The organism is Rheinheimera sp. MM224, from assembly GCF_947090785.1.
Lineage (GTDB): Bacteria > Pseudomonadota > Gammaproteobacteria > Enterobacterales > Alteromonadaceae > Pararheinheimera.
Genome location: NZ_OX352320.1, coordinates 33,900 through 47,663, shown reverse-complemented (window position 1 = coordinate 47,663; position 13,764 = coordinate 33,900). Strand labels below are relative to the sequence as shown.

9 protein-coding genes, 2 tRNA genes and 3 rRNA genes are annotated in these 13,764 nt (G+C 48.4%); 5 read left to right on the top strand and 9 right to left on the bottom strand.

Annotation, left to right across the window (positions count from 1 at the left end):
* The first annotated feature begins 91 nt into the window (after positions 1-91).
* From ubiD to fre, 3 genes are read left to right on the top strand one after another with little or no spacing between them, the layout of a single operon-like run.
* Positions 92-1,603 carry a 4-hydroxy-3-polyprenylbenzoate decarboxylase gene (gene ubiD / locus OM978_RS00225; RefSeq protein WP_264344507.1) on the top strand — a complete coding sequence of 504 codons (1,512 nt, stop codon included), beginning with the start codon at positions 92-94 and terminating at the stop codon, positions 1,601-1,603.
* Complete coding sequence (locus tag OM978_RS00220; RefSeq protein ID WP_264344506.1) at positions 1,600-1,878, top strand: 2Fe-2S iron-sulfur cluster-binding protein; 279 nt, start codon at positions 1,600-1,602, stop codon at positions 1,876-1,878. Before ubiD ends, OM978_RS00220 begins: the two co-directional genes overlap by 4 nt.
* Positions 1,879-1,893: 15 nt before the next feature.
* Positions 1,894-2,589, top strand: coding sequence for an NAD(P)H-flavin reductase (gene fre, locus OM978_RS00215; RefSeq protein WP_264344504.1), 696 nt, complete (start codon positions 1,894-1,896; stop codon positions 2,587-2,589).
* Between the two features lie 73 nt (positions 2,590-2,662).
* On the opposite strand, the gene OM978_RS00210 is transcribed toward fre, so the two are convergent.
* The 6 genes from OM978_RS00210 to OM978_RS00185 all read right to left on the bottom strand — a co-directional run bounded on the left by OM978_RS00210 (position 2,663) and on the right by OM978_RS00185 (position 10,133).
* Positions 2,663-4,690, bottom strand: coding sequence for a S9 family peptidase (locus OM978_RS00210; RefSeq protein WP_264344502.1), 2,028 nt, complete (start codon positions 4,688-4,690; stop codon positions 2,663-2,665).
* A gap of 348 nt (positions 4,691-5,038) precedes the next feature.
* Positions 5,039-5,153, bottom strand: a 5S ribosomal RNA gene (rrf, locus tag OM978_RS00205).
* A gap of 79 nt (positions 5,154-5,232) precedes the next feature.
* Positions 5,233-8,115, bottom strand: a 23S ribosomal RNA gene (locus tag OM978_RS00200).
* A 198-nt stretch (positions 8,116-8,313) separates the two neighbouring features.
* A tRNA-Ala gene (locus OM978_RS00195) sits at positions 8,314-8,389 on the bottom strand.
* Positions 8,390-8,445: 56 nt separating this feature from the next.
* Positions 8,446-8,522: transfer RNA gene (locus tag OM978_RS00190), tRNA-Ile, on the bottom strand.
* Between the two features lie 86 nt (positions 8,523-8,608).
* A 16S ribosomal RNA gene (locus tag OM978_RS00185) occupies positions 8,609-10,133 on the bottom strand.
* Together the 16S, 23S and 5S rRNA genes with 2 tRNA genes alongside form the textbook arrangement of a ribosomal RNA operon.
* 583 nt (positions 10,134-10,716) lie before the next feature.
* Between OM978_RS00185 and OM978_RS00180 the strand changes: the two genes are divergently transcribed.
* A complete protein-coding gene (locus OM978_RS00180; protein WP_264344500.1) occupies positions 10,717-11,256 on the top strand; it encodes a gamma carbonic anhydrase family protein in 540 nt (179 codons plus the stop codon).
* Here OM978_RS00180 and OM978_RS00175 read toward each other — a convergent pair.
* Positions 11,248-11,496: a DUF1488 domain-containing protein gene (locus OM978_RS00175; protein ID WP_264344498.1), complete on the bottom strand. Its 249-nt coding sequence runs from the start codon at positions 11,494-11,496 to the stop codon at positions 11,248-11,250. The two genes, OM978_RS00180 and OM978_RS00175, sit on opposite strands and share 9 nt — an antisense overlap.
* Positions 11,493-12,308: a shikimate dehydrogenase gene (gene aroE / locus OM978_RS00170; protein ID WP_264344496.1), complete on the bottom strand. Its 816-nt coding sequence runs from the start codon at positions 12,306-12,308 to the stop codon at positions 11,493-11,495. Before aroE ends, OM978_RS00175 begins: the two co-directional genes overlap by 4 nt.
* Positions 12,309-12,317: 9 nt before the next feature.
* On the opposite strand from aroE, the gene OM978_RS00165 reads away from it, so the two are divergent.
* Positions 12,318-12,758, top strand: coding sequence for a group II truncated hemoglobin (locus OM978_RS00165; RefSeq protein WP_264344494.1), 441 nt, complete (start codon positions 12,318-12,320; stop codon positions 12,756-12,758).
* Positions 12,759-12,822: 64 nt separating this feature from the next.
* Here OM978_RS00165 and hemF read toward each other — a convergent pair whose 3' ends face one another.
* The gene (gene hemF, locus OM978_RS00160) at positions 12,823-13,746 is read right to left on the bottom strand and encodes an oxygen-dependent coproporphyrinogen oxidase (RefSeq protein WP_264344492.1); all 924 of its coding nucleotides are present in this window, start codon (positions 13,744-13,746) and stop codon (positions 12,823-12,825) included.
* Positions 13,747-13,764 lie beyond the last annotated feature (18 nt).

Below are 13,764 nucleotides of genomic sequence, written 5' to 3'. Positions count from 1 at the left end.
TTCGTATTGGTCAGAACAGCAAAGCAGCACAGGCTGGTTTGCCTATGTCAGCCATGTATAATAGCCCCATATCTAGCAGAGCCCGAGCCTTATGAAATACAAAGACCTGCGCGACTTTATCAGTCAGCTGGAGCAACGTGGATTGCTCAAACGAATTTCGATGGAAATCGACCCTTATCTGGAAATGACCGAAATCGCTGACCGCACTTTACGTGCTGGTGGCCCTGCTTTGTTATTTGAAAACCCTAAAGGTTTTGATGTTCCGGTGCTGGCGAACTTATTTGGCACGCCAGAGCGTGTTGCTTTGGGTATGGGTCAGACCGATGTGGCCGCGCTACGTGAAGTTGGCAAGTTACTGGCTTTTTTGAAAGAACCAGAACCACCAAAAGGGTTAAAAGACGCCTTTAGCAAGTTCTCTATCTTCAAACAAGTGCTGAATATGCCTGCCAAAGAAGTGAAACGCGCCCCTTGCCAGCAAGTGGTGCTTTCTGGCGAGCAGGTTGATTTAACCAAAATTCCGGTGATGACCTGCTGGCCTGGGGATGCAGCGCCTTTGATCACCTGGGGTTTAACTGTTACTAAAGGCCCGCATAAAGAGCGACAGAATTTAGGTATTTATCGCCAGCAAGTGCTGGGTAAAAACAAAGTCATTATGCGCTGGTTATCGCATCGCGGTGGCGCTTTGGACTTTTTAGAATGGCAAAAAGCCAATCCGGGCCAACGTTTTCCGGTTGCTGTCGCTTTAGGTGCAGACCCCGCCACTATTTTAGGCGCTGTCACTCCTGTGCCAGATACTTTGTCTGAATACGCTTTTGCCGGGTTATTACGGGGTGATAATACCGAAGTGACCCGCTGTATCAGCAACGATTTACAAGTGCCAGCCACAGCAGAATATGTACTGGAAGGGTATATCGAGCCTGGTGAAATGGCGCCTGAAGGTCCTTATGGTGATCACACTGGCTATTACAACGAAGTGGACTCTTTTCCTGTATTTACCGTGACTCATATCACGCACAGAGAAAATCCGATTTACCACAGCACTTACACCGGTCGTCCACCGGATGAACCTGCGATTTTAGGTGTGGCATTAAACGAAGTTTTTGTGCCTATTTTGCAAAAACAGTTTCCGGAAATCGTCGATTTTTATCTGCCGCCTGAAGGCTGTTCATACCGTATGGCCGTAGTGACGATGAAGAAACAGTACCCAGGTCATGCCAAACGCGTGATGATGGGGGTTTGGTCTTTCTTGCGGCAATTTATGTATACCAAGTTTGTCATTGTCTGTGATGACGATATCAATGCCCGCGACTGGCAGGATGTGATTTGGGCTATTACCACCCGAATGGATCCGGCGCGTGATACTACTTTGATAGAAAACACACCAATAGATTATCTGGACTTTGCTTCGCCGGTATCGGGTTTAGGCTCAAAAATGGGCTTAGACGCCACCAATAAATGGCCAGGTGAAACCACCCGTGAATGGGGCGAACCTATAGTGATGGATCCAGCCGTCAAAGCCAAAGTAGATGATATCTGGGCCGCACTGGGTATATTGCCTGTAGACAAAACGGTTCCTACATTAAAAGTACCAGGCCAAAAATGAGTCATCAGGTGACAGTATTGCCCAGTGGCCTGAGTTTTCAGGTAGACGCGAATGAAACTATTCTCGAAGCGGCTTTGCGCCATGGCATCGACTTTCCGTTTCGTTGTAAGCAGGGTGTTTGCACCTCCTGTGTCTGCCGACTGCGCTCTGGCTCTGTGTCTTATCTGCCACCCGAACCTTTGTCTGATCTGGATAAAGCGCAGAACTTTACCTATTGTTGTCTGGCTTATGCCGAGTCAGATCTGACCTTACACCACCCTTTTATTCGTGGCTAAGCCGCAGGATTATTCATGACCAAAGTGATTTGTACCGTCGATAAAATTCAGCCGTTAACCTCTGGTGTGCATCAGGTTCTGCTGACGCCACAACAAAAAGTGGAGTTTAAACCAGGCCAATATTTACAACTGTGTTTAACTGATGAAGATAAGCGGCCTTTTTCTGTGGCTTCAATTCCGGGTCAAACTCAACTGGAGCTGCAAATTGGTGGCGCTGTGGCCGATCAATATTCAGGTCAGGCTTTAGCCCATCTGCAAAGCAACGATGAAGTGACGGTCGAGGTAGGTTTAGGTCAAGCGTTCTGGCGTGAAGACAGCCATAACCCCATTTTATTGCTGGCTGGTGGTACAGGTTTCTCTTATGTCTACAGCATAGCGCAGGCGATAGCAGCAGCAGGTGTAAAAAGACCAGTGTTTTTATACTGGGGTGTGCGTCACGAAGAAGCTTTGTACCATATGCCTGAACTGCAGCAATGGGCTTCAGCCCATCATGACTTTAAGCTGGTTCCTGTTGTACAAAGTCCAACAGATAACTGGCAAGGCCGTTCAGGTTTGGTGCATCAGGCGGTGTTGGACGATATTGTCTCCTTGGATGCTTACGATATCTACATCGCAGGTCCTTTCCCTATGGTCGGTGTAGTACGGGACGCTTTTCTCCAGCAAGGCGCAAAACGTGAACAAATGTTTGCTGATGCTTTTGCTTATATCTGAGTAACCCACTAATTAATAAAACAAAAGGGCCGCTTTATTAAAGGCGGCCCTTTTTATTTATGACGACACAACTCTACTTTTTGTATTTGTTAAACCAGTAGGTGATATAGGCAGGCTTCGCCATCATATTACTGGGTCTGATATGGATACCATGCGAAGCACCCGGGATCCGCACCATAGCGGTTTCAACACCCCGTAATTGCAACGCCTGATAAAACTGCTCAGTCTCAGAAATAGGCGTTCTGTGATCGGACTCTCCGGTCATCAGCATGGTTGGAGTTTTCACATTACCGACGTAGCTGATAGGTGAATGTTTCAGGTAATGTTCTGGCTTTTCCCACGGCATACCAGGGAACCAGTACTGGCTGAAGTAATTGTACATATCGGCATTCAGTACAAAACTAAACCAGTTAATCACAGGATTTACCGCCACTGCGGCTTTAAATCTGTCGGTATGACCGACGATCCAACTGGTTAACAGGCCGCCACCACTGCCACCCGTGACAAATAACTGCTCCGCATCGATAAAACCCTTAGCGACAGTGGCATCCACTGCATCCATTAGATCGTTATAGTCTTCACTTGGAAACTTATGGTGAATTAAATTGGCAAATTCCATACCGTAACTATTGCTGCCACGAGGGTTGGTATACAACACCACATAACCCTGAGCAGCCATCAACTGCAATTCCATAGCAAAGATCGGACCATAGGCGGTGTGAGGGCCTCCGTGAATTTCCAGAATTAACGGATATTTTTTGGTTTTATCGAATTTTGGCGGCAAAATCAGCCAACTTTGTAACTTGCGCTGATCAACAGAAGACGTCACCCAAAACTCTTCCACTTCGCCTATATCACGGGATAACTGCAAGTCTTTGTTCAGTTCGGTCAGTTGCTTCTTTTTACCGTCCTGCCATAAAGCAAGTTCAGCTGGCGCCTGAGTCGACATTTGGGTATAGGCTATATCACCATCCTCTGACACTGTAAAACTGCCGCCGGTATAAGGACGGCTGTACGAGCCACCTCCAACCTGATCGACCAGAACTTTGCGTTTACCGTTCAGAGGTTGTAAGGCAATTTTACCCTGAGCCTGATCGTCGTACTGAATATAAAGCGCGTCACTATCACCGTCCCAACTAAAGCTATCGATAGCCCGGTCTAGATCTGCAGTAAGGACTTTAACTTCACCAGACTGCAGATTTTTTACGTAAAGCTGGTCGGCCTGATGCGCCAGTTTCTTATCATCATAACCAAGATAAGCCAGCCATTTACCATCGGCGGATAAAGCGGGCGCATGATCAGGACCAAACCGTTCAGTCACTTGAGCAAGGTTTTTATCAGCAATAGTAAGCTTGTACACTTCACTATTTTGGGCCTGAGCTCTCTTATCTGACTGACGATTGGCTGAAAAATAGAAAGCTTTGCTGTCGTTTTGCCAACTGATTTCACCACCGTGATCAAAATCTCCGCTGGTCAGTTGTATAGGTGTGCCCCCCTCTGCGGCCATCAGATAGATATGTTTGTATCCGGCAGGCAAATAACCACGACCATCAGCGCGATATTGCATAGTGTCGATATAAACCGGCGCTTTGGCCCAGTCATTTTTCTCAGGCTTACCAGGTAAAGTCACCGGACTAGTGGCTTTTTTCGGCGTAAACATCGAAAATGCCAGCCATTTCCCATCTGGTGACCAACTTAAACCTGAAGGAGTTGCTGGTAAATGACTCACCTGACCACTCTGACCATTGTCCATCCAGCGAATATGGATCTGTGGTTTGCCTGAAGCTGATGAAATAAAAGCCAACTTCTTGCCATCATGTGACCATACAGGTGAACTGATATCCGCTTGTTCTGATACTAAAGGTCGTAGCTGACCTGTTTTGGTATCACTTAGCCATAAAGATCCGATACGTTTATCCAGTTCCTGATCAAAACGGTTACGCACAAAGACCACCTGATCGCCATCACTGCTGATCTGCGGTTCGGATACAAACTCTAACTGGAAGACATCTTCATACTGTAATGGTTGTTGTTCTGCCATTGCGCTCAGACTGATACCTGAAATCGCTGCAAAAACAGCAGTTTTAATAAATAAATGCACCTGGACCTCGTTATTCTGATTATGGGTTGAGCAGATACTAGGTTGGGTTCGATTGTTATTGCCAGTCTGATGCGGCTAATGGGGGTGTTTTGGGGTTGGGTATTGATGAAATCACCTGTGGGGGCGTTCTTTGTGGGCGGCCGTGTTTGATTGTTGAGCGGGTTTTGTTCGCAATTCAAGCAGAACTGCTCTGAATTCTGGTGCGGTGAACTACATTATTCCGGGCATCCTGCCCTGCACCCTTCGGGCCGGCTGCGCCGTTCCAGTTCGTTCCAGACGAACTGGTCGCATGGGAATAAAATGCAAAAAGGCCCAGTCTTTCGACTGGGCCTTCTGGCTTAATTGGGAGCCTGGCGGTGAACTACTCTCGCATGGCATCTGCCACACTACCATCGTCGCGGCTGCGTTTCACTTCTGAGTTCGGAATGGAGTCAGGTGGTTCCACAGCGCTATTGCCACCAGGCAAAAACTGTTTTTAGGTCTTTAACAAGCAAGCTAGATAGAATTCTTTTCACACCACACACAAACACCTTGGGCGTTGTATGGTTAAGCCTCTCGGGCAATTAGTATGAGTTAGCTTAACGTGTCACCACGCTTCCACACCTCACCTATCAACGTTGTGGTCTCCAACGACCCTTATGTGTACTCAAGGTACAAGGGATGACTCATCTCTTGGCCGGCTTCCCGCTTAGATGCTTTCAGCGGTTATCCGTTCCGAACGTAGCTACCGGGCAGTGCCATTGGCATGACAACCCGAACACCAGCGGTTCGTTCATTCCGGTCCTCTCGTACTAGGAACAACTCCAATCAATCATCCAACGCCCACGGCAGATAGGGACCGAACTGTCTCACGACGTTCTAAACCCAGCTCGCGTACCACTTTAAATGGCGAACAGCCATACCCTTGGGACCGACTTCAGCCCCAGGATGTGATGAGCCGACATCGAGGTGCCAAACACCGCCGTCGATATGAACTCTTGGGCGGTATCAGCCTGTTATCCCCGGAGTACCTTTTATCCGTTGAGCGATGGCCCTTCCATACAGAACCACCGGATCACTAAGACCTACTTTCGTACCTGCTCGACGTGTCTGTCTCGCAGTTAAGCTGGCTTCTGCCTTTGCACTAACCGTACGATGTCCGACCGTACTTAGCCAACCTTCGTGCTCCTCCGTTACTCTTTAGGAGGAGACCGCCCCAGTCAAACTACCCACCAGACACTGTCCGCAACCCCGATTAGGGGCCTACGTTAGAACATCAAACATACAAGGGTGGTATTTCAAGGACGACTCCATCACGACTGGCGTCGCAACTTCAATGTCTCCCACCTATCCTACACATGTAGGGTCAATGTTCAGTGCCAAGCTATAGTAAAGGTTCACGGGGTCTTTCCGTCTAGCCGCGGGTATACGGCATCTTCACCGCAATTTCAATTTCACTGAGTCTCTGGTGGAGACAGCCTGGCCATCATTACACCATTCGTGCAGGTCGGAACTTACCCGACAAGGAATTTCGCTACCTTAGGACCGTTATAGTTACGGCCGCCGTTTACCGGGGCTTCGATCAAGAGCTTCGCTTGCGCTAACCCCATCAATTAACCTTCCGGCACCGGGCAGGTGTCACACCCTATACGTCCTCTTACGAGTTTGCAGAGTGCTGTGTTTTTAATAAACAGTTGCAGCCAGCTGGTCACTGCGACTCTCACGTGCTTACGGAGCAAGTCCTTCACACACAAGAGCGTACCTTCTCCCGAAGTTACGGTACTATTTTGCCTAGTTCCTTCACCAGAGTTCTCTCAAGCGCCTTGGTATGCTCTACCTGACCACCTGTGTCGGTTTCGAGTACGGTCGACAATACCTGAAGCTTAGAGGCTTTTCCTGGAAGCGTAGCGTCAACAGCTTCACCACCGTAGTGGCTCGTCTCGTGTCTCAGAATATAGGGAACCGGATTTGCCTAATCCCCCTTCCTACGCACTTTCACATGGACTACCAACGCCATGCCTGCCTAGCTTTCTCCGTCCCCCCATCGCAGTATTGTCGGTACGGGAATATTAACCCGTTTCCCATCGACTACGCATTTCTGCCTCGCCTTAGGGGCCGACTTACCCTACCCTGATTAGCATGGGATAGGAACCCTTGGTCTTCCGGCGGGGAAGTTTTTCACTCCCCTTATCGTTACTTATGTCAGCATTCGCACTTCTGATACCTCCAGCACCCCTCACGAGATACCTTCAACGGCTTACAGAACGCTCCTCTACCACTTGCACATAGTGCAAGTCCACAGCTTCGGTGCATGGTTTAGCCCCGTTACATCTTCCGCGCAGACCGACTCGACTAGTGAGCTATTACGCTTTCTTTAAAGGGTGGCTGCTTCTAAGCCAACCTCCTAGCTGTCTATGCCTTTCCACATCGTTTTCCACTTAACCATGACTTTGGGACCTTAGCTGGTGGTCTGGGTTGTTTCCCTTTTCACGGCGGACGTTAGCACCCGTCGTGTGTCTCCCGAGTAGTACTCATTGGTATTCGGAGTTTGCAAAGGGTTGGTAAGTCGGGATGACCCCCTAGCCTTAACAGTGCTCTACCCCCAATGGTATTCGCTCGAGGCGCTACCTAAATAGCTTTCGAGGAGAACCAGATATCTCCGAGCTTGATTAGCCTTTCACTCCGATCCACAAGTCATCCCCAAATTTTTCAACATTTGTGGGTTCGGTCCTCCAGTTAGTGTTACCCAACCTTCAACCTGCTCATGGATAGATCGCCCGGTTTCGGGTCTACACCCTGCAACTATTCGCCCAGTTAAGACTCGGTTTCCCTACGGCTCCCCTATTCGGTTAACCTCGCTACAGAATGTAAGTCGCTGACCCATTATACAAAAGGTACGCAGTCACCCCACGAAGGGGCTCCCACTGCTTGTACGTACACGGTTTCAGGTTCTATTTCACTCCCCTAACAGGGGTTCTTTTCGCCTTTCCCTCACGGTACTGGTTCACTATCGGTCAGTCAGGAGTATTTAGCCTTGGAGGATGGTCCCCCCATGTTCAAACAGGATACCACGTGTCCCGTCCTACTCGTTTTCATTGATAAAGCCTTTTCGTGTACGGGGCTATCACCCTGTATCGCCGCACTTTCCAGAGCGTTCCACTAACTCTTTATCAACTTAAGGGCTAGCCCCCGTTCGCTCGCCGCTACTAAGGGGATCTCGGTTGATTTCTTTTCCTCGGGGTACTTAGATGTTTCAGTTCTCCCGGTTCGCCTCGTATGACTATGTATTCATCATACGATACCTGATAAATCAGGTGGGTTTCCCCATTCGGACATCTGTGAGTCTAACGTCTCTTACCGACTTCTCACAGCTTTTCGCAGGTTAGCACGTCCTTCATCGCCTCTGACTGCCAAGGCATCCACCGTGTACGCTTAGTCACTTAACCATACAACCCCAAAATGTCTGGAATTGAAGGTGTGATAAGGTTCACAAATAAATATTGTTACCTTGTTTTCTTTCTATCAGCTTGCCAATTTGTTAAAGAGCACTTCGAGCATAAAGCTCAAAGAGAAATACTTCATACCGAAGAACTTGTCTTTGAGTTTTCAAACAGTAATTTTACTTTCAGAATATTCTTAAGTAATGGTGGAGTTAAGCGGGATCGAACCGCTGACCTCCTGCGTGCAAGGCAGGCGCTCTCCCAGCTGAGCTATAACCCCATTTGGGATATTCGGTCATTCGTTTTACATTCGCCGTAACGAAGCATAAAGCGAATTGGTTGGTCTGAGTAGACTCGAACTACCGACCTCACCCTTATCAGGGGTGCGCTCTAACCACCTGAGCTACAGACCAGCCGTAACCGCAATGGTTCTTACTGTTTGCTCTACGTATCAATCAATCATCTGTGTGGACACTACACGAACTAAATCTGCTTTAGGTAAGGAGGTGATCCAACCCCAGGTTCCCCTAGGGTTACCTTGTTACGACTTCACCCCAGTCATGAATCACAAAGTGGTAAGCGCCCTCCCGAAGGTTAAGCTACCTACTTCTTTTGCAACCCACTCCCATGGTGTGACGGGCGGTGTGTACAAGGCCCGGGAACGTATTCACCGCAACATTCTGATTTGCGATTACTAGCGATTCCGACTTCACGCAGTCGAGTTGCAGACTGCGATCCGGACTACGATACGCTTTAAGAGATCCGCTCACTGTCGCCAGCTTGCCTCCCTCTGTACGTACCATTGTAGCACGTGTGTAGCCCTACTCGTAAGGGCCATGATGACTTGACGTCGTCCCCACCTTCCTCCGGTTTATCACCGGCAGTCTCCCTAGAGTTCCCGACTTAACTCGCTGGCAACTAAGGATAGGGGTTGCGCTCGTTGCGGGACTTAACCCAACATTTCACAACACGAGCTGACGACAGCCATGCAGCACCTGTCTTACGGTTCCCGAAGGCACAACCGCATCTCTGCAGTCTTCCGTAGATGTCAAGAGTAGGTAAGGTTCTTCGCGTTGCGTCGAATTAAACCACATGCTCCACCGCTTGTGCGGGCCCCCGTCAATTCATTTGAGTTTTAATCTTGCGACCGTACTCCCCAGGCGGTCTACTTAGTGCGTTAGCTGCGCTACTCACAGTACAAGACCACGAACAGCTAGTAGACATCGTTTACGGCGTGGACTACCAGGGTATCTAATCCTGTTTGCTCCCCACGCTTTCGCACCTCAGCGTCAATATCGGGCCAGGGGGCCGCCTTCGCCACTGGTATTCCTCCAAATCTCTACGCATTTCACCGCTACACTTGGAATTCTACCCCCCTCTCCCGTATTCTAGTTGGCCAGTTTTGAATGCAATTCCCAGGTTGAGCCCGGGGCTTTCACATCCAACTTAACCAACCGCCTACGTGCGCTTTACGCCCAGTAATTCCGATTAACGCTTGCACCCTCTGTATTACCGCGGCTGCTGGCACAGAGTTAGCCGGTGCTTCTTCTGCGAGTAACGTCAAAAATGCATGCTATTAACATACATCCCTTCCTCCTCGCTGAAAGTGCTTTACAACCCGAAGGCCTTCTTCACACACGCGGCATGGCTGGATCAGGCTTGCGCCCATTGTCCAATATTCCCCACTGCTGCCTCCCGTAGGAGTCTGGACCGTGTCTCAGTTCCAGTGTGGCTGATCATCCTCTCAAACCAGCTAGAGATCGTCGCCTTGGTGAGCCATTACCTCACCAACTAGCTAATCCCACGTAGGCGCATCCGATAGCATGTGGCCCGAAGGTCCCACACTTTGGTCCGTAGACATTATGCGGTATTAACAGTCGTTTCCAACTGGTATCCCCCTCTATCGGGCAGCTTCCTACGCATTACTCACCCGTCCGCCGCTAGGTCCGAAAACCCCGCTCGACTTGCATGTGTTAGGCCTGCCGCCAGCGTTCAATCTGAGCCATGATCAAACTCTTCAATTAAAGTTTAATTTGCCACCGAAGTAGCATGCTCAGTATCACTGACTTAAAACATCTATCCTTTCGGACAGAGTATCTGTTAGTCACTTCACTGATATATATTCTTTGTGCGATTGCTCGCTGCAGAATCTAAACCGTGAGTGCCCACACAGATGATTGATTGCTTATTGTTAAAGAGCAGTGCTGAACCGGTTAAGACCTTGTTCAGCGGGAGGCGTATCTTACACTTCCCAGAATTTGCGTCAAGGTAGCGATTTGAATTTATTTATCAAACACACCACTTAAACTGCTTCGCTTCACTTTTGAGCCTTTCGACTCCACCGCGTTGCGAGGCGGCCATTTTAGTGATTTTCATCGTCGTGTCAAGCGATGTTTTGCATCATTTTTCACTTCATTTCAAAACCACCTCAGAGCTGCTTTCGCATCACCCCGTTTGGCATGGCGCGCATTATAGGGAGTTTTTGGCGGCGTGCAATACTCTTTTTAAGAAAACTTATACTTTTGAGTGCGACAGCATGAAATTCAATCGAACCGTGCTTTTTTTCAACATTTGTCGCATAATCCTGCAGCAGCAGAGGAAATTCTTATGTCATTAACTTCATATAAAGGTAAAACTCCACAGCTTGCTGACGGGGTTTATGTGCATCCATCGTCTGTTTTAGTCGGCGATATTCAAATTGGCCTTCATAGTAGTATCTGGCCATTAGTAGCAGCACGGGGTGATGTGAACATTATCCGTATTGGTGAACGTACTAATGTGCAGGATGGTTCTGTACTTCATGTATCGCGTCCGACCACAAAGAACCCGGACGGTTCTCCTCTTCTTATAGGAGACGATGTCACAGTAGGACATAAAGTGATGTTGCACGGCTGCCAGTTGGGCAATCGTATTCTGGTTGGTATGGGCGCTATAGTGATGGACGACGTGATAGTAGAAGACGATGTCATTATTGGTGCCGGTAGTTTGGTACCACCTGGCAAAAGATTAGAGTCTGGTTATCTCTATGTAGGCAGCCCGGTGAAACAAGCCAGGGTGCTTAATGAAGCAGAACGTAGTTTTCTGACGCAGTCTGCTATTAACTATGTGGTATTAAAAGATGAGTATCTGGCTGAGCCGTTAAGCTGAGCCATCCAGATACAAGATCCCATCTGTATTAAAGCGGTCTGCTTTGGCCGCTTCTTCTATTTGTTCTTCCCAATAAAAGCAGTCTTCTTTTATTTGCTCAAGCCAGCTTTGGTTATCCCAGCCTTGTGGCTTCTTTATATAGATACGTAACCGCATGCCTGCTGCTAAACAACTACAGCTGACTGAATCGGTGTTTTCATCAAAACTGAAGTCATGATTAAAGATCAGTTGCTGGTTCATGCTTTCACCATAGCCGTCAGTTGCTGTAGTACCGAAGTGACATCAGGTTTAACACCACGCCATATCGCAAAACTTTCAGCGGCCTGACTGACTAACATCCCCAAGCCATCAGCACAGTGCGGCACACCTTGTTGCTGACACCAGATCAGAAAAGCTGTCGGCTCTTTGCCATACAACATATCGTAAGCCAAAAAGCAGTGCTGAAGATGTAGTTCTGCTAAAGCTGGTCTTTGCTGGTCCAGCCCACTTGAGGTCGCATTGATCACTATGTCCCATTTTTCCGCTGGAACTTGGTTATAACCTGACGCAGTTACTCGCTTATCAAAAAGTTCGGCTATGACTTGCGCTTTAGCTGCAGTTCTGTTGGCTATATGAATGTGCTTTGCACCAGCAGCCAATAAAGGCCCGACTACACCACGGCAAGCTCCGCCAGCACCTAATAACAAAATGGAAGCTTCCTGAAGCTCTGCGCCCAGTCGGGTTAAATCGGCGACTAAACCTAAACCATCGGTGTTATCACCACAGAGCACTCCATCTTTATCTATATAGAGAGTATTAACAGCACCAGCCTGCAAAGCACGTTCACTGAGTTGTTCTGCCAACTGATAGGCCTGCTCTTTAAAAGGCACTGTGACATTGCCGCCCCGGCCACCAGCAGCGACAAAGCTAAACCAGCTGTCGGCAAAGGCGTCGACCGGTGCTAAAATGGCCTCGTAACTCAAAGCTTGTGCGGTTTGTTTGGCAAACCAGCTATGGATCAGCGGCGATTTTGAGTGCCCAACAGGATTTCCAAATACAGCGTAACGGTCCACAGGTTCACCATGAAAAAGTTGTTTGACGCGATTTTTAATAAAAGCCAGCCAAATAGCAAGCCACATCCGACTCCGGCGACCACGCCTTACGAGCTGATTGGCGGCGAAGCAGCAACACGACGTCTGGCCAACAGATTCTACGACATTATGTCGACAGCACCAGAAGCCGCTGAATTGTATGCTATCCATCCTCTGCCTCTGGATACGATAAGGCAAAAGTTTTTTGAGTTTTTATCAGGCTGGTTGGGCGGCCCTTCTTTGTTTGAAGAAAAATACGGTCATCCACGTTTGCGGATGCGCCATATGCCTTTTGCTGTGGATCAGCAGATGCGCGATCAGTGGATGTTTTGTATGGATAAAGCTTTGGCTGAAGTGGTAGAAGACAAGTTATTACGCCAAGGCTTAAGTCATTCGCTGGCGCAACTGGCCAGCCATATGATCAACAGGTAATGATTTGCTGATGATGATTTAGGGATAAAACTCAGGCGCCGAAGCGCCTGTAGTTACTCTGTACTTATGAGTGATTAAGCCCTAACCAATCCTGAGGTTGCAGATAACGCTCGTACAACTTTGCTTCTGCACTGCCTGCTTCCGGCTGATAACCATATTCCCAGCGCACTAAAGGTGGCATCGACATTAAAATAGATTCAGTGCGACCACCGCTTTGCAAACCAAATAAAGTACCACGGTCAAACACCAGGTTAAATTCTACATAACGGCCACGGCGATACAGCTGGAACTGGCGTTGTGCTTCCGAATAAGCGTTGTTTTTATTGCGTTCGACGATTGGCACGTAAGCCTTAGTAAAGGCTTCACCTACTGCAGACATAAAAGCAAAACTTTGCTCAAAACCAGGCTCGTTTAAATCGTCAAAAAACAAACCACCTACACCTCGGGTTTCGTTGCGGTGTTTTAAGTAAAAGTATTCATCACACCATTTTTTATATTTAGGGTAATAAGTGGCGTCAAAACTATCACAACAATCTTTGGCGACCTGATGCCAATGCAGCACATCAGCTTCAACCGGATAAAAAGGAGTTAAATCAAAACCACCACCAAACCACCAGACCGGTGCTTCACCTTCTTTTTCGGCGATAAAAAACCGCACATTGGCGTGACTGGTTGGGATATGTGGATTCAGCGGATGGATCACTAAAGACACGCCCATAGCTTCAAACTTACGGCCAGCCAGTTCAGGTCGGTGCGCCGTGGCTGAACCAGGCATCTTATCGCCAAACACATGTGAGAAATTCACACCAGCCTGCTCAAACACAGCACCATGAGTCAGTACACGACTACGACCACCACCGCCTTCGGCTCGATCCCAGCTTTCTTCGACAAAAATTGAAACACCATCAGCAGCGGCAAGTTCAGCGCAAATGCTGTCCTGCAGTGCCATTAAAAAAGCTTTTACCTGATGTTTATCGACGTTTTGCATTTGCTTATCTCTTGATTC